Raw genomic sequence first — 21,213 nt, 5'->3', positions numbered from 1 at the left:
CCATTACATCCTTCATAACGAAACCAAGCTGCCGAGTCGGTCGGCAGCTTGGTTTATCTCGCAAATTATGAATCTGTTCGCACAAATCGGAACCAGCCAAAATCAAATTGGCTTCCCGGCAGGAAGATGAACGTCACCTTCTGTTTGCCGGCCACGGGCTCCAGATCGAATACCTGCTCTTCATATTCGTAGGCTTGCCTAAATTCGACCAGCCGGTTGCTTTCGCCATCCGAATGCGCAAACCGAATATGAATCGTATTTTTATCTAAGGCGGATCTGCCGTACACCACCAGTTTCGATGCACCGTCGGCTAAAAAATCCATCTCGTCAAACTCGAGGGAGACGTTATTTCCTATCCCTTGAACAAACCTGTTGTCCAACACCGTAAAGGTATCCCCGTAAATCCGGTCGCAATCGGCGGCAAAGTTGGGCTCAAAGGCTCGATTCCCCGGTTGAAAATAAAACCCTTTGATGTGCACCTTCTGGCGAAGGACAAAGCAAATCGACGTAATGCCGCGCAGCTTCTTGGACAATCGGTAGGTTTCTTCCTGATACACGTTCCATTTGGACTCCTTCTGATAAATGCAATCGGCCAGCAGGGAGCTGCCCTCTTCGCCAGGCATGCCCTCCCAGATTTGCAAAGCGTACGCTTCGCTTGAAAGAGCAAATATCGGAATCGTAATCGTATCGGAGCCATGGGGGCCAAAATCGATGTCCCGGAACCCGACCTGCGTCTCGCCGTCTCTGCTCGTGGCTACGCCTCTTTCGTTTCCGTTCCCGACTTCACCTTGACTGTAATCATATAATCCAGCAGATATGAAAGAGTATGGATCCTTGTATGCTGCACCCAAACCGTCGACCTTAAATTCAAGCTGGGAGATGAGCCGGGTTTTACCTGTCCCGTTCCGGCTCGTACATCTTAATCGAAATTCCCCGTCGCCAAGGGCTGTTACGATGGCAGCATGGCCATTGGCCTCGACGCTCGCAATATTGGATTCGATGCCGGCATCGTTTACGACGGCCCATTCGACTTCCTGATAAGAAGCTGCCAGTGGATGCAATATGGCCCGCACTGTCATTTGTCGATTCGCCGGATCAAAGACCTGACCCTTTTCGCTGATCAGCTCAATCTTGCGAAGCGGAATCTCGTCCCTGTTTCCTGTCAGGCATGGTCCCTCCTCATTCCTCATGCTTGCGGATACTCCTTGCGTCACATCATCCTGTACGGGTATGGAAGTCAAACGAAGGGATTGACGCTCCATGCCTGTGGAGGACACCTCGATCCCGATTCCGCCGGGCTCCAATGTCGCACCGATGATCGCCATCAGCTTGCCGCTGAACAGTCTTCTGCTTAGGCCTTTGTACGGATCGTAATCCGTGCTGTCCCCATTATCGAGACCCAGCAGCCGTCCCGCCCCCGTGACATGGACCTCCACCCGGTTATTGGCATTCTCGACGGAGTACCCATCCTCATCTTCCATGGTGATCTCAACGAAGATGAGATCTGTTCCATCGGCCCTCAGCTCTTCTTTATCCGGACGCAGGACGATCCGCTTGGCATTGCCAAACGATCGTTTTACATCCGTGGCTACGATACGGCCTGTTTCGTCATAAGCTATCGCTTTCAATTCGCCTTTGACGTAAGGAATCTTCCACCACCCAACCAGCTCTCTTCCTCGTGCATGGTCAATGTCATGCGTACCCACGGTTTCCCCATTGAGTCGTAATTCTACTTTTGGCGCATTGGAGCAGATGCGAACATCTATCATCTGACCGTCATTGAAATCCCAATAGGGCAGCAGATGCACCATGGGCTTCGTTTTGTAATCCGTCCAAGCGGCTTGATAGATATAATAGGAGTCCTTTTTAAAGGTTGCCGTATCAATCTGTCCGAAATAGGAGTTTTTAGTATGGTACGGCGTAGGCTCACCAATATAATCGAACCCTGTCCATATGAATTGACCGAGCGAGAAGGGCGTATCCCGTTCAGCCAGGATGCATGCCTCCGCCGATTTCGCTCCCCAGCTAGTCGAGCTGTTACCGAGGGAGGAACACTGCTCGTCATCATCGGCCAGAATGGATTTTTCGAACGGGAAATGGTAGATGCCTCTGCTTTGTACGACGGACGCGGTCTCACTGCCATATATGATCCAATCCGGATGTTCCCGGTGATGGTTCTCGTAATATTTCTCGGCATAGTTATATCCTGCTACCTTCACAATATCGGCACATTGCTGCGCGTTCTCCCAAGGCATATAATTCGATCCAATGGTAACCTTTGCATTTTGCTTAGGATCGTATGTATAAACCTCATCCATCAGCATTCTTGTGATGTCCTGGCCCCTCTCGTCCGCATGAGTATCATATATCTCATTCCCGATGCTCCACATGATAAGGCTCGGATGGTTGCGGTCCCGTTTGACCCAGCTCTTCACGTCACGCTGAACCCATTCCCGAAAAAACCTGGCATAATCATAAGGCGTTTTCGGCCGCTCCCACATATCGAAGGCTTCCGATACAATCAGCAGCCCCATTTCATCCGCCAGCTCCATCAGCTCCTTAGCCGGCATATTATGGGCGGTGCGAATCGCGTTAACCCCCATTTCTTTCAGAATTTTAAACCTTCTCGCCAATGCGGTTTTGTTAAAGGCTGCTCCCAAAGCGCCGAGATCATGATGCTCGCATACGCCGTTCAATTTGAATTTGCTGCCGTTCAGCAGGAACCCTTGATGAGGATCCAGCCGAATGTGTCGGAATCCCACGTTATGAGTGACGGCTTCCAAGATTGCATACTGCGAAACTGCGGAACGCTTGGTTCCGCTCAGCTTCATTTCGGTCACCAATTGATACAAGTTAGGTTCTTCCGGACTCCAGAGCAGCGGATCCTTGACAGCTAATGTTTGCGTATTTAGGATGCTGCCTGCACTGCTGCACGTGTGATTGGCGTCGACCCGGTCAGAAGTCTCGGCGATGATCTGCCCATCCTTCAAAATCACATGCTTGATCAGCACATCATCCACGACCTTCATTTCCGTCTCGACTTCAACCAGCCATCCATCTTCCTGATGCTTAGTCGCTATATAAACGCCGTCCGTGACGATGTGGTTGGATTCCCTTGTCTTTAACCATACATTCCGATAAATGCCTGCCCCGGAGTACCATCGGCTGTTCGGGCTTTGATGCACAACCTTTACGACGATGACATTCTCACCGTCCCGGAGCGCCTCCGTTATCTCGTGTTCAAATGAAGAATAGCCATACTTCCATTCGCCCATAGGACGACCATTGACATAGACGGAAGAATCCATGTACACACCGTCAAAACAGAGGAAGACCTGACCGCCGTCATTATTCCGCAACCATTCCTTCCGGTACCAGCCAATGCTGTTCTCGTATAACTCCTCCGTGTTATGTATGAGCCAATCATGAGGAAGATCAACAGGCTGAAATTGTAGATTCTCCGAATCTTCAACGTCCAAACCGCTTTTTGCAAACGTCCATCCATCATTAAATAAAGCTCTTTTATTCATGGGTGATATCACCTTCTTCGTCTATTTATTAATCAATGAGGACCGCAAATTCAGTCAATCTTACTATATCAGGATGCTTTATCATTTGAGCCTTCTTCAAAAAAGTTCTAAGGTTTTCAAAGGATGATCTTTAATTTATGTATATTCTTGCACTGGACAAAAAAAAAGAGCCCTTCGCATGCAGCATGCATCAGAGCCCTTGCTTCATTATATTGCAGATGTGCCAAAAGAGACCAAGCGTCCCGAATCTCTTAGGATATCTTAATGTTAATGCAAATACCCCGTCTCCACCTCGTCCAAGACTTTTCTCGCTTGTTCAACCCACATATCGTCCACCGAGGCGTCAGGGTCGATCGGCGACTGGAATTGATCGAAGAGAGCTCCCAATAAACGTGGTCTCGCATGCTTATCGGTCCCCTTATTATATATATGCCTGAAGACAAATGGTCGGCCAAGCTTGATCGTTGCATGGCATCCGCCGCATTCGCCATCCAAGCTGCCCTTGGTTACGTGAAAGGGAATGCGAAGCCACACCATCCGCTCCTGATCCAATCTCCTATCCAAATAGCCATGCTTGTAATCCCAATTGCTGGCTAACGTAAAATCGTGTTTGCATAGATAAGTATCGATGTTTACGAAACGATCCTCCATATTCTCCAGTCGCGATTCCAAATTAATCATGTTAACGCCCACCTTCACATTTTAGTTCTAGGATGGACGTGAACTCCCGCCTTTATACGGTTCGCTGCTGCTTGCGGTATCCTGATGACCGATTGTGTTCGGGTGCTGAAATCGCTTATGCTTGCCCACTGTCTTAAATTACTAGTCATGATGACATAGCTCTCCCATTCTGGATCGCAGCTATTAAATATAATGCTGACCTTTCCCAAAACAGTGACACTGGACCAACCAAGCGCCAAAAACGCAACTTTCTTCCTGAGCTGTTAGCCTTATTCTTGTTCATATTCATATAATTTATGTCATTTAGTTATATTATTCCATTTTGTATCTAGTTCCTTTTATACCGATCACCCGTTCGATTGATTGGTGTCTATAATGTCCCGTAAGAACTTGGGCTCATCTTTTTTTGAACTATCAATGCTATAATAACCCCGTTTACTAAACAGAGAATACGTGGAGTTCTCGCAGAGAAACGGAGGGAAAACATGAAAGTGAAAGGTTACCAGAAGCTTGCTAGTCTCTTGGTTGTTATGCTTCTGGTGGGGCTGCATACCCCGGCTTACGGCGAAAATAATTCAAAAAAAGCGACTTGGATATGGCAGACGGACCTGATACGGGATGGCGGCGAAGAGCTGCTTGATTTTTCCCGCGAAGAAGGCATTAATCTGATCTACTTGCAGATCGATCGTCAGCTGTCGTCGGAGATATACGAGGCGTTTATAGAGCGTGCGCATGAGGACCAAATCGCGGTCCATGCCTTGGGCGGAGACCCTAGATGGGCGCTCACCGAACATCTCGATGACATGCTTGGTCTCGCTGATTGGGTAATTGACTATAACGGCAAGGTTGCGGCAGGTGCTCGATTCGACGGGATTCATCTGGATGTAGAACCGTATGTGCTTGCCAAGTGGCAAACTGAACAGGACCAAATCATTACCACCTGGGAACAAAATCTTAAGGCGTTCCTGAGCCTAGCTTCCGGAAAGGGACTCGAGCTCGGGATCGATATTCCTTTCTGGTTTGACCAATACGCCTTGGCGGATGGAACCGGACTTAATGAATGGCTGATCGGTGCGTTTGACCATGTTACCGTCATGGCTTACCGGAATGAAGTGGAATCCGAGCATGGGATCCTGGACTTGACGCGGGCTGAGCTTGAGCTTGCCGACAGGCTTGGGAAACAGATCCTGATCGGAGTTAATACCAAGGAGATGCCAGGCGAGTCTTATACCACCTTTTATGGACACGGGAAGGACAAGTTGAATCAAAAATTGGATCATCTCTCCAGTGCGCTCGGTTCTTACCCATCCTTTGCCGGTGTCGCAATCCACGATATTCGCAACTGGCAAAGCATGTCTGCTGATGAGATCGTCCCCCCTGGAAGCACGGATCCCGTTTCCCCATCACCGGCCCCGGAGCCGAATCCAGATCCAGAACCCGGTGAAGGCGATCGCGTGCCGGATGCGGATCCGGTGACGAGGGATCCTATGGTAAGAGGCACTTATATATGGGAAGCCCATGAAGTCGTTCAAAACAGTCAGGAAATTCTTGATTTTGCCAAAGAGAAGAAATTGAACTGGCTATATGTACGCCTTGATCTGGAACAGCCGTACAGCTCGTACTCGTCGTTTGTTAAACAAGCGGCTGCGGCAGGAATCGAGGTTCATGCCATGGGCGGGCATCCGATATGGGCCCTTGAGGAGAACCGGCCGAGAATGATGCGGCTCGTCAATTATGTGAAGAGCTACAATCGCGCCGTTGAAGGCGATGAGCGTTTCCACGGCATTCACCTGGACATTGAGCCCTACGTGCTGCCGGCATGGAAGGAGGATTCGCAGCAGGTTATTTCAGAATGGACCGCGAATCTGGATGCATTCGTTACGGAATTGAAAAAGGATTCTTCATTGGAAGCCAGCATGGATATGGCCGTGTGGCTGGATAAATATAAAGTCACCGGCGAAGACATGTCGCTCAGCAAGTGGATGATCAATCGTATGGACCATGTTTCCCTCATGGCCTTCCGGGATGTAGCGGAGGGATCCAACGGCATCGTCGGGGTTTCCAAGGAAGAGATTGCATTTGCCGATGAGCTGGGCAAGCCCATCAAGATATCGGTAGAGATCAAAGCCAGTCATGAAGGCGATCATATCACCTTCCACGAAGAAGGTGCCGCCTATATGGAGGAAGAGCTTGCCAAGCTGCCTGCTTTATTAAAGGATTCGCCTTCCTTTACCGGCAGCGTCGTGCATGCTTATGCGTATTGGAAAAGCGCGAAGCCGTAAAATGTAAGAGAAAGAACATAACCCCATTGCTCATAAAGGAGCGATGGGGTTATTTCATTGACGTTTCAGCCGGTGTGACTTACTCTCTTCATTGCATCGTATATTTTGCTTGTACGGATGGTAGTATCGTGGCCATCTGGATCATCAAACCAAGCATGGCATATACCAGATGTATGAAGGAAACGGAATCCAGGATATACACCTGAACCATAATCCAGATGATTAACTCAAAACCCGAATATAAAGAAAAGGTCCAGGACCAATGCTTTTCTTTGAAAATATTGAATCTTTGAGCTGCGTCCCACTCCCACTTTAGAATCAGTCCGGAAGCCGTGATCAGAGGCAGGATGCCAAACACGCAGAATAAAAGAATGCCTGGAATTAAATAATCAGGAAAGAAAGAGTCCTTCAATAATGAGCTGGGCATCCCAATGAGTTCACCACTAGGATCCGTTATAAGCATCGTTCCCCCTGCCAACGCGCCGATCGCCAAGAATGCTTGAAGGCCAATCAAGGCATGGGATCGCTTTCCTTTGATATTGACCATCTCCTAACATGCCTCAATTCTCTTTAAGATTCGAAGGTCGCCTACATCGAATCTATTCCCTCTTCTCTGATTAAGAAATAATATTTGTCACAATGCCACGGCAGCTGGTCCAAGACTCAGAGAATAAAAAAAGCCTGATTACTCAGGCTAAAGTGATATTGCTTATAGAAGCGCACGTCCGTGATTCATTACGCAATGCGCAGTTACGAGGCTCGCTGTTTTTTGTTAAGAAGATGCTCGCCCCTGATCCAGCTATGAAAGAAATACTCAAATGCCCCCGCAAGTACTGCTAGCAGCAGAATCTCCGAGAAATCAATGGTCCAGTTGGCAACGGCGCCGATGATCCACAGCATGACAAATACCAAGCCGGCATCCGCTATCGTGGCGATCATATTGCTGGTGCGAGGCAGAATAAATAAATCCCCTACCAAGTAAGCAATGATGGCGATCCCCACTGATGTTGATACAGCCCCGATGAAAGAAGCATCGGTTAGGGAAACCAACAGTGCCGTAATCATAACCCCATGCACCAATAACTTAACAAGCAGTTTCATAACATATACACTCCTTTTACGGTAGTGTATCCAGCTTCTGCTATGATTACTCCGGGTTATTCCCGCCCGTTAGGGATTTGACGAGCCGCGGGATACTTTGGCCATCGTCCGCATAACGACCAACTCGATCCCTATCTGAAAAGGATAGCCTCTGTCTCTATGCTCTCAGCTTTCATACCTTGGCCAACGTCGCAATACCGGCCAGCAGTGAAACAAGCATGCCCATCAGAAAATTTTCATATAATAACATCAGTCTGATTTGTGTCCGAACTGTTTTTTGTTGAGTCCCTCCGCGGCGGACTGTATCGCCTATCGTATTTCACTGAAACAAATGTGAAGTAATTGACGATACTACTAATCATCGAGGCGAAATATAAAAAGTAATTTGTGAATTTTTGCGGATGCGAAACTCAAGATGGATTTCTAGCCGAACCTTACACGATTTTTATACGAACCTTACATAAAGCTTAACAAAACAGCAGTAACGACTCGGACTCATCAATATGTATCCATGGAGGGGTATAAACGATGACATCTCCCGACCTCGAAGCCATCCGGCAGCGGCTGCCGGACTGGCTGAAAGCAAGTTCGCCATGCTCAGACAGAGGTAAAGTCGCCTCTTACATTCCCGAACTGTCCAAAGCTCCATATGATGCCTTGGGCATTACCCTTCTAAGCGCTCAGGGAGAATCCGTCACAGCCGGGGACTGCGGGCTTCGCTTTACGATGCAAAGCATCTCCAAGGTATTCACGCTGATCCTGGCACTGATGGACAATGGAGAGGAAACCGTTTTTGGCAAGGTTGGCATGGAGCCCACCGGAGACAACTTCAATTCCATGCTGAAGCTGGAGCTGGTTCGGCCCGGCATTCCCTTCAATCCGATGATTAATGCAGGCGCGATTACCGTTTCTTCCTTGATTAACGGAAGCAGCCCGTACGAGAAGTCAAGCAGAATTCTTCAGTTTCTTAAAGAGCTATCCGGGAACGCCGACTTGGATTATGATATGGGCGTTTACCGCTCGGAATCGGATACCGGAAATTTAAATCGTTCCATAGCGTTCTTTTTGAAAGAAAACGGGGTTCTCAGCGGAGATGTTGAAGAGGTGTTGGAGGTATACTTCAGGCACTGCTCCATTGTTGTGGATTGTGCCGATTTAGCCCGGATGGGCTTGGTCCTGGCCTGCAGCGGTTTGGATCCGCTAACCGGCAAAACGCTCATTCCTCGCAGGTATGTTCAAATCGCCAAGACGTTCATGACGACATGCGGGATGTACAACGCGTCGGGCGAATTTGCCATTCAGGTAGGATTGCCGGCCAAAAGCGGCGTTTCAGGAGGCATATTAACATTAGTACCGGGACGTTACGGCATCGGCGTGGTAGGCCCGGCACTGAATGATAAAGGGAACAGTTATGCCGGCGTGCATCTCCTGCAAACCTTGTCCCGGGAGATGGATTGGAGTATGTTCTAAGTAAAAATCCCCCTGAAGCAAGAGCATATGCTTAAGGGGGATTGATTCGCAGCATTTTTCTCAAATATAATAACGACAACATAACATAAGGAAGTGTCCGCCTCTCTTCGGTCAAACCCTCCTGCCATCTTCGTATGAATCCAACTGCTATTTTCTGAAAAACAATCTGCCGATCCGATCCGCGAATTCCTGCATGTTCACGCTGGATGGATCAAGACGGTAATATCCGTTCTTCACGGCTTCCAATACCCAGAGCGGCAGCTTCTTACCCTCAAGCAGCGGATATACATTGTCGTAAGCCCACACGAGATGCTCCCATCGTTTGTCGTTGCCATCCTGAACATACTCGGATACATCGAGCACTTTCCCTCTGCCGTCCTGCAGCAGTACATTCTTCAAATGAATGTCCCGCGGGTTCAAGCCCTTGCTACGCACAAAGGAGCGTGCTGCTTCGACATCCTCTATGACCTGCCTAGGAACGGGCACACCATAGAGCAAGCAATCGTACAAGGTTAATCCGGATTCATGGCTGATCGCCACATAACGCTCGCCTGTCCCATAAAATACAGGAAAATAAGGACTGCCCATCAGCTCTTGATAGACCTTGATCTCCGCTTCCTTCTTGGGCAGCGCCTCCACAGCATACAATTTATATGCATATGCCGGCATAGGTTCATAGACGAATACCGCAGCATCCGTACCGATTCCGACACAGCGCAGGTCATCCGATTCGCCTTCAATCGTTACCGGGTCGTTGGTGCCATTCTTGATCACTTCCATGCAAGCCAGCGCGGTTTCTGCCTGCTTCCATTGTTCGTTATTCATGGGCCACCTCATTTGGTGATTATGGACTTAATTCAGTATGATCGTACCATAATCGAGCCCTAAAAACATCTTTGCCGACTTGCCGTACCATACGCACAAAAAATTACAAAAAAACCGCGAAAGCATTCGCGGTTTCTTGCTTGCTAACCTGAATATCAATACTCAGGCTTCACGAAATATCCAATGCCAGCGGCATAATCCATCATCTTTTCAAAAAACGGCTTGTCCGGCAAAGCGCATTTCACGCCCGTGTTGCGGAGGAACTCCGAAGTTTGAGGACAAGTATACCGGTAAACGGAATTCTTCGCCCCGTCGCCTTCAAACTGTGCCATGGCCAGCTCCAGGCCTTCCTTGTTCTTCGGCTGCTGCGGATCCAATAACCATGCCTCGTATTCCTTCCAGTCCATCAAGGCAATGTCATATCCATAATCTTTAAAATGCTCCACCATGTCCTCGTAAGGAATGGCAACCGGATTGCAAATATGGAATACTCGACCGACGGTCTCTTGCTGAAGCAGCAGCGCAGTAATCGCTTCCCCCGCATAGTTAATCGGCGTAATATCCACTTGCCACTTCACGTTAGGCGCTTTCTTCAACAGCACCATCGCTTTCAGCATGCGATAAAACGCGTTGTTGTCTATGTTCTTCTGAAATATTCCGTTCTCGGAGTGACAGGACAAATTGCCGACCCGGTATACCGCTGCCGGAATGCCTCGTTCCTTACCGGCTTTGATGACCAGCTTCTCGGCTTCCAGCTTGCTGTTCGTATAGACATTCTCAATGGAAGACTCCTCGTATCCCGCTCCGGCAACGATCGCCTCCCATTGGCCGCCCAGCGCCAGGTCCTCCGGAATGCCAAGCGTAGATATAAAATGGAAACGGGTATTAGGTTTCTTTTGGGCCAAAGCTAGTAGTCTGTCCGTGCTCTCAACATTAACTCGGGCAAAATAGTCGGCATCCCCGAAATGCTTCACCTCAGCTCCGCAATGGATGATGGAATCGATGCGCGCTTCAATCAGGGCGAGGTCTTCTGCCCCAAGCCCCAGAGACTCCTGCTCCAAGTCGCCCTGAATCGCGATCACCCGCTTGTCCATTCGAGGCTGTATGTCTTCGCCGAAATATCCCGTCATGACCTGCTCCAGGCGGATATACGGCTCCATCAGCTTTGACGGCCGAACCAGGCAATATACGGTTGCGGTGGATTGATACAGCAGTTCGTGCAGCAAATGAGATCCCAAATACCCCGTTGCGCCGGTTAGCAAAATATGCTGCTGGGTATACACCGTTTGTTCCGAAGCATGATTGACAGGAAAAGAGATCGGATACTCCGCCAAATCCTGAATCGGCAGATCCCGTTCAACCAATGGATCGACGAGGATATCCTGGCTGCTTAATTCCGCAACTCTCTCCGACAGTTTCGCTATGGTTGGAAATACAAAGAAATCATTGATCTTCAACTGCGGATATCGAGGCTTAAGGAGGACCAGAATCTCCAGGATTTTCAGCGAATAGCCGCCAATATCGAAGAAATCGTCGTGGATGCCGATTTTGGTTTGTCCCAGCGCTTTTTCCCAGGCTGCGCCGATATCCCGTTGGGTATCGTTAACCGGGGCTTCGTATCGGGAGTTATCCTCTTCCGCCTCCATCGACAGGTCGTATATAGCCAGCTTCTTGCGGTCTATTTTACCCGTCGGGGACAACGGCATTTCTTCCACGAAACAGATGTATTTAGGAACCATGTAACTCGGCACTTTCCGGCTTAAGAATTGTACCAATTCCTTGGCGGGGACGGCCTGTCCATCATGGGACGTGTAGAATGCCGCCAGCATTTTGCTTCCGTCCTCATCCGTTCTCGGAATGACCGCGATATCCTTCACGCATTCATGCTTTGCCAGATTGTCCTCGATCTCCCCGATCTCAATCCGGAAGCCTCTGATTTTCACCTGTGAATCTTTTCTTCCCCGGTATTCCACCTGCCCGTTCGGCAGCAGCCGCACCAAGTCGCCCGAACGGTAGTACTGTTTGCCTGATTCGGGCATTATCGGATCCGGAATGAAGGCTTCCCTGGTCTTCTCGGGCTGATTCAAATATCCCTTGGCTACGCCTACCGAGCAGATGAGCAATTCTCCCGTTACGCAAGTCGGACATAATTCATCATGTTCGTTTACGATATACAATTCATAGTTGGCAAAAGGCGTGCCGATATACACGGTAGCCAGATCCTCCGAAATCGGATAATCCACGACATGCCCTGTTGCTACGACGGTCGTTTCGGTAGGGCCGTAAAGGTTCACGATTGGAATCGGAAGCTTCTTCCGGAACATGCGAACGGTTTCTCCCGCCAAAGCTTCCCCGCCGACCACGATCGTTTTGATGTTACGGTATTTGTGTGTGTCCTCCATTGGCAAATACGCTGCCAATTGATTGAAGAATACCGTAGGCAATATCGCGACGCGCGTTGCGTTGGTGTCTGCCACCGCTTCCGTAAAGGCGTCTATGGAGAAGCGCTGCTCATCCGATAGGAGATGCAGACGCGAGCCGCAAGCCAGTGAGCCAAATATATCGTAAACGGAAGCATCAAAGCTGAATGTGGAATATTGAAGAATAATATCCTGTTCGCTCATCTGCAAATTCTCCCGATTGGCGAGTGCCAGATTCACGACGCCTTGATGGGCGATCAATGCGCCCTTCGGTTTGCCTGTAGAACCGGACGTATAAATGATGTAAGCCAGATCATCGCCCGTCACGTCCACGCCGCAAGCTTCTGCCGGATAGGAATCGACATGGTCATCGAGACAAAAATATTCCGGTTTGGTTTGGACTTGGGCCAATAGTCCATTCAGTTTCGCCGTGAAATCCGGATGCGTCAGAATGATGTTTGATGTCGTATCCTCGATAATATAGGCATTTCGTTCATCCGGATGGGAAGGATCCAGCGGGATATAGGCTCCCCCGGCTTTGAGGACGCCGAGCATGCTGATAATCGTATCGAGGCTTCTCTTCATAAATATCGAGACGAACTGGCCTTTGCGCAGCCCCTTGGCTATGAGCATATGGGAAATTTGGTTCGACTGCCTGTCAAGCTGTTCGTACGTGATCTGCTCCTGGCCGGAAGATAATGCAATTCGCTTCGGATATTTCTCCACAACCGCAGCGAACATCGCCACAAGCGTCGGATCTTCCGGAAGCTCCATCTTCGTGTCGTTAAGGGTTGCATAGGCATTCCGGTCCTCTTCCGTCAGCATAGGCAGACGGCTAACCGGCATCTCCTGATGCTCAAGAGCGGCTGCCGCAAGCAGCTCGAAGTGCCTGCTGAATTTTTCAATCGTTTCTTCTTTGAACAATGGCTGGGCATAGGAAACATAAAGTGTCCATTGATCCCTTTCCTCCTCCTGAACCACCCAGTTCAGCCCGCTTTCACCGTAGGCATAGCCGTTGCCGTTCCGGCCGTAAATCGTCCGCAGATGGAGCGGCTGACCGATAAAACCTTCGATGTCAGAAAGGGAAAGGATGCTTGCTTCAATCTGCTCCATCTTGGCAGAAATTTGCTCATACAAACGAGCAAATGAATCATTTTCGCTTATGCTCACTCTTAGCGGAAGCAAATTGCCCTTCTCATTGTTCACGCCGATCAGCAAATCCGAATCGTGCGTCATGCGGTACAGAAACACCGCATAGCTTGTCAGCATCCATGACTTGATGTTATACGCTTCGCGGAACCGCTGGATTTTACCGGTTTCGATACGAAGGGGAATCGTCATGCGATCGAAATCTTGATGCTGAAGATGCGCTGGACCATCGGTGTACAGATAGAATCCCGGTAAAGGTAGCTGCAGTTCATTCAACCAATATTCTTTGCCTTGTTCGATCATCAACGTAGTATTCAAAGGTTTCAGCTCCATCTTTTTCTATGCTTTTTCTATGCTTTTTCTATTCCGGCGTCATTACACTCGCAGTCTGTTTACGAGAGCCTCCAGTTCGGCGGACACCTGATTGATCTGCTCGGCAGATTCGAAGATTTGGGCGAAGGAAGCCTGCTGCTCCTGGGCACTGATCCGGATCTCGCCCGACACGGTCGAGTTCTTCTCTGCGAGCTCAGCCAGTTGTTTAATCGCAGCGGTGATCTGTTCGGTCTCGGCCACCATCTGCTGGGTTGCTGCAGACACCTCTTGAATTTGGCTGGTAACCGTATCCGTGGCCACCAGCATGCCTTTGAACAGCTCACCGGTTTCTTTGACAACTTCCATCCCCTTGGCGACGTTGTGTTCGCCTTCGCTGATGGCTTCTACCGCGGATGCCGTCTCATCCTGGATGTAACGAACCAATTCAATGATTTGGTCTGCCGATTTTCTCGATTCCTCCGAGAGCTTCTTCACTTCGCTGGCAACGACGGCAAAACCTCGGCCCTCTTCGCCCGCTCTGGCCGCCTCGATTCCTGCATTGAGCGATAACAAATTCGTCTGAGAAGCGATCTCGGTAATAACCTGTACGATCTGTCCGATCTCATGGGAGCGGTTCTGCAGCTTTTCGATGATATGCACCGAATTTTTGACCGAATGATCAATCGAATTCATCTGCTCGATCACCTGCTCCACATTGTGGTTCCCTCGTTCCGACTGCGCCTTCATCTGGATGGATATTTCGGATAAATCCGATGTATTGCCGGCAATCGTCGATACGCCGGATGAGATCTCCTCAAGCGACACCACGCTTTCCGTAATGGAAGTGCTCTGGACAGCGACCCGATCGGACATTTCCTCCATGTTCTTGGTAATCGCCGAAGAATTGTTATTGTTGATTTCCACGGCCGAGAAGAGGAACTTGGACTGCTCAGCGGATTGCTCCGACACCGATTTGATCGTGGTAACAAGCTCATTGATATGATTCACCGTCGTATTGAACTTGGCATTGACCTGCCCGAGTTCATCATCGCCTGCTTTTAACTGAACCGTGAAATCGCCTTTGCTCAGTTTGTCCAGCGCTCCCATTAAAGCCTGAATCGGGGCGAATGTGCGTCTAATCGTGAAGTACTGCAGGGCCAATACGATTAGCAGGGTGATCAACAGCGCAAAAAGCGTGTTGGTGAGCAGTTCCTGCTTCCCGGAGGCGATCAAACTGGCATCCACGTCGATGCCCATGTAAGCGAAAATTTCTCCGTTCGAATTCTGGAAGGGATGCAGCACGGTGATCCACGTCCCGTAATTGTCTGTATACGCTTTGGTATAAACGATTTTTTTCGTTTTCATCATTTCACGGACCGCGTCGGCATGAATTTTCGGCTGTTCGTATAGGTCGCCCAGATTCAAATTCTCTTCGGCAAACATGTCGAGCACCGCCGTAGGCATAGCGATAATCGAAGTCTTGTTGCCGTCCTCCAGCTCAGGTCCAAAAATATATCCTTGCGCGATGTTAGGATACGTAACGGACAGCTCATCAAACGTGCCGGTTAGCTTCTTCTGGATGTCCGAATTCCGGTCGGTGGAACCTTTAACCGCTTCAGCATCTTGAACGGATACGGACTTGACCAAAGTATCCATGATTTTCCCCGAATCGGATTGCAGCTGCTTGGTCAGCACGTTGTCCTGGATATAAAAGCTTGCACCAATGACGATGGCGCCCGTGATCATGATATAGAGACTTGTCCATATCATGTTTCTTGTAACAATGCTAAGATTTTTGAAACGCATACCTTTAGAGAACGTTTTTGTCTTACTCACTCGGTGTCTCTCCTTTGATAACTCATATGTATTTTCATATATAACAGGGATCCCTTTTAACTCACTTTTCGCATCACCTACTTTCCTGGATACAATGAAAATTTCAGGGATTTTTCGTAATACATGACCGTTTTCAAAATTGTTCAGATGTAAAGAAGCGCATTTCTTCCTCCGTTATGATTCTGGTAAAGGGGTGTTTCTCGAAACCGTCTTGTTATGCGAAACGGGGGAACAACGATGCATTTGCTCTACATGGTTCCATAACCTTACATCTTTTGTACTATTAATAGATCGGCTATTCCATGTCGATTTTTAATACTTTAGTAATATCCGAGTGCAAATAAGTCCCGGTTTTCGACAATTATTCGAACTTTCATCCGAAGGGATCGCGTGGAGAAGCATCACAAAACAAACGCAAAAAAAGCGACATTCCGGTAAGTCAAAAGACTTTGGAATATCGCCTAATGCATTCATTGCATGAAAAAGAGGCCTAGTTAACGAAATTCATGATTTGATTTAATTTTCGCTCTAACTCCCCGAACTGTACGAATCGATCTTCCCTCACAAGCTCTTTGCCCTCTACGAATAGGAGGAGCGCTGGTGCGGTGAATATCAAAAATCTCGAAGCGATTTCCCCTACCGCTTCGGCCTGAATACGGCCCAGCGAGATACGCGGGAACTGCGTTAACAGTTCTCTAAGTTTGGGTAATATCGCATGGCATACGCTGCAATCTTCCCGGGATACATATACAAAACTGAAGGTGTGATCTTCAATAAATCGTTCGATCGCCTCGATCGATGTCAGTTCTTCCAGATCTTTCATGATGAACACCTTGCTTTCCGTCGACATGCAGGCTGTTGTTCAGTCCAGAACGGCTGTGATGTGCTCGGTTGTTACCGCCCAATGGGAAGCCGTCCAGTACTTCGCTTGGTCCTTGACGTAGATGATTTGCGGCGATTCATGCTTCACGTTCAAATCCTCGGCGATTTTATTGGAAACCGGACGGGATTCGATGACTTTGACCAAGGTGTAATCCACATCGCCGTTTGGCGTCTTTTTCAAATAAGATTCAAACTCTGCCAAAGCGTTGGCGCTAACCGGGCATGTCGTGCTGTGCTTCAAAATGACTTGACCGCGTTCAGAGGATTTTTTCAGAATGTGGTCCCATTCTTCCAGTGTCGTGATTTCATTCCATAACATATGATTCTCTCCCTTGGATGTGATATATCGCATTGCATTCATTATACAACCAATAGCTATTATACACATAGATTCCGCTGTTTTTCATATGAAGGTTCCATTGAGCCTGAGTCTATGCTGGTATTATTCCTCATCCGACACCCGAATCGTGTTCCGACCGGAGCGTTTGGCTTCGTATAGCGCGCGATCCGCCTGCTTCAATACCTTCTTTAATTCGGTATCCCACCAAGCTTCTTCTGCTTCCGCATCGACTGTGCCGTTATGGGAGCTTGTCTTCACCGCGGCAACGCCGAAGCTGGCTGTAATCATCAGCGATCCTTGCGGCGTAGTCATCGGCTGCGCGAGCAGCTTGGCACGGATCCGCTCCGCAGCGGCAGTTGCCTCCGAAGTCGATTGACCGGGCATGGCAACGGCGAACTCTTCGCCGCCATAACGGGCGAACAGATCCTCAGCCCGCAGTGTCTTCCGCGTTAATTCGACGATGTGCTGCAGGGCTTGGTCGCCAATATCGTGGCCGTAAACATCGTTGATCCGTTTGAAATGGTCGATATCGAACAGCAGGAAAGCGAGCGGCTCACGATTCCGAACCGCCTGATTCAGAAGGGCGTAACTGAGTTTCATAAAGTGCGAGCGGTTATAGATTCGAGTCAAACCATCGTAGTAGGCCATCTGCCGCAGCTCTTCCTGAAGACGCGCCTTATCGGTTACGTCGATCAGGACGATTAATCGTCCGGCCTCTCGTCCTCTCTGGTTGCGAACGGTAGAAGACCTGATCTGATAATGAAGCGAATGGTTACCTAATTGCCAGCGAATCTCTTCAATGTCCGCTTCCCCCGTATCCGGACCTTCCCGTTCCCCCATACCGAAAATGGGCTCTGCGGTGTGAAGCTGCCACATCTCATGTAACGGTTCTCCAATGGCCGAAGGGCTCAGCTCCGGCATCATGGTTGCCGCAGCCGGATTGAAGTCAACCAAACGGTTGTCCAGATCCAATACGAGGACGCCCTCCCGCATGCTCGAAAAGAGATTATCCCTCGCAATCGGCGCCACATGAAACAAACCCTTGGATGTCAATGCCCAGAGATAAAGGACCGAGGTCAACGTCATGATGACGGGGATCGGGTCCATACCATCGGGCGTGAGTCCGCCAAGATAGAGAAAATCGCCGATAAGGGGCAGGACAAGACCAACCAGCATCGTGCCCAGCTGAAAGCGGTAGGACGGCATCTTGCGCCAGCTGCGAAGCAGCAGTACGACCCCGCCTATCAAGCAGGCGAAAGTGTAGGCGCCTTGAATGATATACCAGGGTCCGGCTACGATATCCACTTTCAAAACGGAAACGTCCGGCCGTAATAGGATATCCCGATAATATAGATGATGTCGTTCGTTGGTCATAACAAGCAGCAGGGTTACGACCGGTATGACAAACATTGAAATCAGCAGTCCGGGTCTCAAATATCGTTCCATGCCCAAGTAAGTCAGAATGATCAATAAATTAAGGGGCGGTAAGAACGGCATCCCCAGATATTCAAACTTGATCCAGAACTGAATCTCTTGAAGCGAACGGCTGGACAATTCGAGTGCAGCACCGAATGTATAAATCGGGGCCAGCATGCTGAAGATGAAGAAGGTTTTTACCGTTGCAAGCTTCGAGCGTCCTGACAGCACGTAAAGACCCATGATAATGTTCAGTACGCCTGCCGTGACGATCAGCGTAATAACAGCGGAGTAAGGTGTTCCCATTATGTAGGCTCCAAATCTGCGTGTGGTGAATCGCCCATGATCACCGATCGAATCTTATTCCGATCGTACCATAGTACACCTATCGGAACAATGTTCCATCTGTTGGAAACGATGCGCTCTCGTAAAAGGTACCGCTGACTTCGGTCTTCTTGCCCGACGCTCCTCCATGCGGGATGAATAGCAAAAAGGAACCGCAGGTTCGCGGTTCCTTTTGCTATTTTGATTTTCGGGCTTTCACGATCAAGAAATGAGGATTCGTCATTAATCGATCATACCATTTTGCCATCCAGGCCTCCGCCTCCGGCTTGTCTTTATGCTCTAAGCTCGGCTGCGGCTCGACAATCTCTTCGATGCTGAAACAGGAGGAAGTCACGTTGATGATTTCTTGCATCGGTCTTCGATAGAAAGCGACCTCGACGGGACCGGACTCCGGTTTGTTCCAAATCTCCGTCAATAACTCTCGTGCAAAGTAGTCTTGCCGGTCAAAATGCTTAAAATCCATAAAGGGATGATGCACGGAGAAAATCAAGCTGCCTCCGGGTTTCAGCACCCGCTGAAATTCGCGAAAGGTTGGCAGCCACTCCTCAATGTAATGAAGCGTCAATGAACTTACGATGTAATCAAAAGCTTCATCTGCAAATGGCAGGGCCTCAGTCAGATCGCATGCAGCGATGGTCGCTTCACTGCCCACTCGCCTTTTGCAGGCTTCAATCATCGACGGGCTCAGATCGATCGCCGTTACCCTAGCCCCCCGTTGAATCAACTGCTCCGTATACCACCCGGCGGCACATCCGGCATCCAATACGGTCATCCGCTCCATGTTCTTCGGCAGCATCCCGAGCATGGCCGGCCTCTCGTAAAAGGCATTGTGCCCGCTCTGCGAATCCACATGCCGTTCGTAGTCCCCAGCCAGCTTGCCGTATGCCTTCAAAACCTTCTCCTTCATGGTTCCATAACCTCCATATGTACCTGCTGAATTCCTGGTCCTCTACCATTGCTGCGCCTTATAATCGCACTAACACGTTTGATTGACGATCAGCTTGAGTACAGGGAACAATACGTACGCTCGAAATGGTTGGCCAGCAGATCTTCCTTTCGAATGAAAAATTGCAGTTCCCCCGCATCCCACCAGCAAAAACCGACATCGTCGTCCGAATCGACAGCCAGCAGCAGCACCGTATCCTGAATTTCCTGCTGCGCGCGTTCCGCGCTGCCGCCGCAATACTTGGTGATCTGTTGCATGGCCGCATCCATAGAGTAATTGTACTCCGAGCCGGTTAACAGCATGAGCGCAGCCTCAAACTCGCAGTCGCCGTGCTGGGTAGAAGGGTAGCCAAAGATGGTCCCGATGTCGCCGGAATCCAGGCCCGTCAATTGAAAGCACAGCTCCTCATATGATTCATAATCATGCTCGTCATCTTCGATGAGCTCATCATCCACATAACCGTAATTAGGCGGCTCCAACGTGGCTCGGGCCTCCACACGGTAGCCGGTGAACACCTCATCTAACGCGGTTTCCTCGGGAGCGCGTCGTCGAACCGCTCCCGAACTCTGACCCTCGGGAAGATAGAGCACTCGGTGCTCAATGTTATAGGCGGGTTCATCCACGCCAACGAAGAAATACAGCATTCCGCTTGTCGGCAGCGAGCTAGTGGCGTCCTGGACTGCCACATCCTTCAACTGCAGCTGTGCCAGAAACGTCATCGGTGTTCCCTCCGAATTGAGGGGCCACTCCACCTCTTCGGGAAGATCCGGGTCACCGCCAAAGCGCGAGTTGTTTGACTCGGCATAGTCCTCCAGCTTCTTTTTGGATAATCGTACGCCTTGCCGCGTATGCTCGATTAAATACTCTTCGGCATGTTCGAATTGATGCTCCTTGATGATATCCTGCATTTTGCTCAAATTTTGTTCGGTTAGCTTCATCGTCCGGTTCCTCATCTTTTCATGAATTTTATTCTGCCATGATTACAAAATTGCCCTAGTCTGAAGTCCCCTGTTATTCTTCCTTAAAGAGATCTTCAATGATCGACTTGTCATAGCCATTGGTGATCCTGTAACTCCAAGTATATTTCTTATGTATGCCTCTATTCGGAGAGATTCGGATGATATCCGGTTCCGTATAATGTATTTGAAAGGGCTTGTATTCGACATTAATCCAGATCCAGTACTCCGTCCCCCTTGGGTAATTGTCGGTCCTCCATAACTTCGCGTCGGAGAAGCTATTCATGATGCGCTCGATGGTTGCCGGATCGGTAATTTTTATTCGATTCTCCCCGTACGAACTGCCCCTTTTCTCAATGGTTATATGATCTATCTTCTGTATGTCATGGATCTGATCGCCCATCAACTCCTTGTAGGTCGTTCTGGATTGAACTAATGAAAAGACCGCTCCCGACAATATGATCAACGCCACGATTGCAAAAAAAATACGCCATGACCTGTCACTCATTGCGATACCGCCTTGATTCCCTTTAGGTTACGGGCGATCTCATTCACTTTTTTCATATCCCCCTCCACTTATGCACGTTAATGGCACGGCACTCTCATAATATAAACCCCATCAGCCTAGGTTTAGTTGCCGGATAATTTAACATCTTTTGGTTTGATCTGTCAATCCTCTCTACAAAAGAATGCCGAATCTCTAAATGGACATGAATGTCCTC

15 protein-coding genes are annotated in these 21,213 nt (G+C 49.2%); 2 read left to right on the top strand and 13 right to left on the bottom strand.

The genetic code is table 11. From position 1 onward, the window contains the following. Positions 1-65: 65 nt before the first annotated feature. Together GYMC10_RS13335 and GYMC10_RS13330 are read right to left on the bottom strand one after the other, a co-directional pair. Positions 66-3,530, bottom strand: a complete 3,465-nt coding sequence (locus tag GYMC10_RS13335; protein ID WP_015734934.1) for a glycoside hydrolase family 2 TIM barrel-domain containing protein — start codon at positions 3,528-3,530, stop codon at positions 66-68. A gap of 267 nt (positions 3,531-3,797) precedes the next feature. Continuing rightward, positions 3,798-4,211 (bottom strand): YugN-like family protein, encoded by a 414-nt coding sequence (locus tag GYMC10_RS13330; RefSeq protein WP_009592953.1) that lies wholly within the window; start codon positions 4,209-4,211, stop codon positions 3,798-3,800. A 485-nt stretch (positions 4,212-4,696) separates the two neighbouring features. On the opposite strand from GYMC10_RS13330, the gene GYMC10_RS13325 reads away from it, so the two are divergent. Next, positions 4,697-6,493, top strand: a complete 1,797-nt coding sequence (locus GYMC10_RS13325) for a hypothetical protein (protein WP_015734933.1) — start codon at positions 4,697-4,699, stop codon at positions 6,491-6,493. A gap of 88 nt (positions 6,494-6,581) precedes the next feature. On the opposite strand, the gene GYMC10_RS13320 is transcribed toward GYMC10_RS13325, so the two are convergent. Both GYMC10_RS13320 and GYMC10_RS13315 read right to left on the bottom strand, forming a co-directional pair. Next, the gene (locus tag GYMC10_RS13320) at positions 6,582-7,040 is read right to left on the bottom strand and encodes a hypothetical protein (protein WP_015734932.1); all 459 of its coding nucleotides are present in this window, start codon (positions 7,038-7,040) and stop codon (positions 6,582-6,584) included. A 203-nt stretch (positions 7,041-7,243) separates the two neighbouring features. Continuing rightward, positions 7,244-7,594 (bottom strand): DUF2512 family protein, encoded by a 351-nt coding sequence (locus GYMC10_RS13315; RefSeq protein WP_015734931.1) that lies wholly within the window; start codon positions 7,592-7,594, stop codon positions 7,244-7,246. Between the two features lie 528 nt (positions 7,595-8,122). Between GYMC10_RS13315 and glsA the strand changes: the two genes are divergently transcribed. Further along, positions 8,123-9,064 carry a glutaminase A gene (glsA, locus tag GYMC10_RS13310; protein WP_015734930.1) on the top strand — a complete coding sequence of 314 codons (942 nt, stop codon included), beginning with the start codon at positions 8,123-8,125 and terminating at the stop codon, positions 9,062-9,064. Positions 9,065-9,211: 147 nt separating this feature from the next. Here glsA and GYMC10_RS13305 read toward each other — a convergent pair whose 3' ends face one another. The 9 genes from GYMC10_RS13305 to GYMC10_RS13265 all read right to left on the bottom strand — a co-directional run bounded on the left by GYMC10_RS13305 (position 9,212) and on the right by GYMC10_RS13265 (position 20,999). Continuing rightward, positions 9,212-9,889 carry a serine/threonine protein kinase gene (locus GYMC10_RS13305; RefSeq protein ID WP_015734929.1) on the bottom strand — a complete coding sequence of 226 codons (678 nt, stop codon included), beginning with the start codon at positions 9,887-9,889 and terminating at the stop codon, positions 9,212-9,214. 155 nt (positions 9,890-10,044) lie between these two features. After that, positions 10,045-13,776 carry a non-ribosomal peptide synthetase gene (locus GYMC10_RS13300; RefSeq protein WP_015734928.1) on the bottom strand — a complete coding sequence of 1,244 codons (3,732 nt, stop codon included), beginning with the start codon at positions 13,774-13,776 and terminating at the stop codon, positions 10,045-10,047. Positions 13,777-13,833: 57 nt separating this feature from the next. Next, positions 13,834-15,606 (bottom strand): methyl-accepting chemotaxis protein, encoded by a 1,773-nt coding sequence (locus GYMC10_RS13295; RefSeq protein ID WP_015734927.1) that lies wholly within the window; start codon positions 15,604-15,606, stop codon positions 13,834-13,836. 490 nt (positions 15,607-16,096) lie between these two features. Then, complete coding sequence (locus tag GYMC10_RS13290; protein ID WP_036663416.1) at positions 16,097-16,429, bottom strand: thioredoxin family protein; 333 nt, start codon at positions 16,427-16,429, stop codon at positions 16,097-16,099. Positions 16,430-16,468: 39 nt separating this feature from the next. Continuing rightward, positions 16,469-16,807 carry a bacillithiol system redox-active protein YtxJ gene (gene ytxJ / locus GYMC10_RS13285; protein WP_009591778.1) on the bottom strand — a complete coding sequence of 113 codons (339 nt, stop codon included), beginning with the start codon at positions 16,805-16,807 and terminating at the stop codon, positions 16,469-16,471. A gap of 123 nt (positions 16,808-16,930) precedes the next feature. After that, positions 16,931-18,550 (bottom strand): histidine kinase N-terminal 7TM domain-containing protein, encoded by a 1,620-nt coding sequence (locus GYMC10_RS13280; protein ID WP_015734925.1) that lies wholly within the window; start codon positions 18,548-18,550, stop codon positions 16,931-16,933. Between the two features lie 214 nt (positions 18,551-18,764). Next, the gene (locus tag GYMC10_RS13275) at positions 18,765-19,496 is read right to left on the bottom strand and encodes a class I SAM-dependent methyltransferase (RefSeq protein ID WP_015734924.1); all 732 of its coding nucleotides are present in this window, start codon (positions 19,494-19,496) and stop codon (positions 18,765-18,767) included. 89 nt (positions 19,497-19,585) lie between these two features. Further along, entirely contained in the window at positions 19,586-20,473 is an 888-nt protein-coding gene (locus GYMC10_RS13270) for a YwqG family protein (protein ID WP_015734923.1), read from the bottom strand. Between the two features lie 73 nt (positions 20,474-20,546). After that, complete coding sequence (locus GYMC10_RS13265) at positions 20,547-20,999, bottom strand: hypothetical protein (protein ID WP_015734922.1); 453 nt, start codon at positions 20,997-20,999, stop codon at positions 20,547-20,549. Positions 21,000-21,213 lie beyond the last annotated feature (214 nt).

This window comes from Paenibacillus sp. Y412MC10 (assembly GCF_000024685.1).
Classification (GTDB): Bacteria; Bacillota; Bacilli; order Paenibacillales; family Paenibacillaceae; genus Paenibacillus_AQ; species Paenibacillus_AQ lautus_A.
Note: the sequence above shows the minus strand (reverse complement) of the source record. Positions and strands in the feature narration are given on the sequence as shown.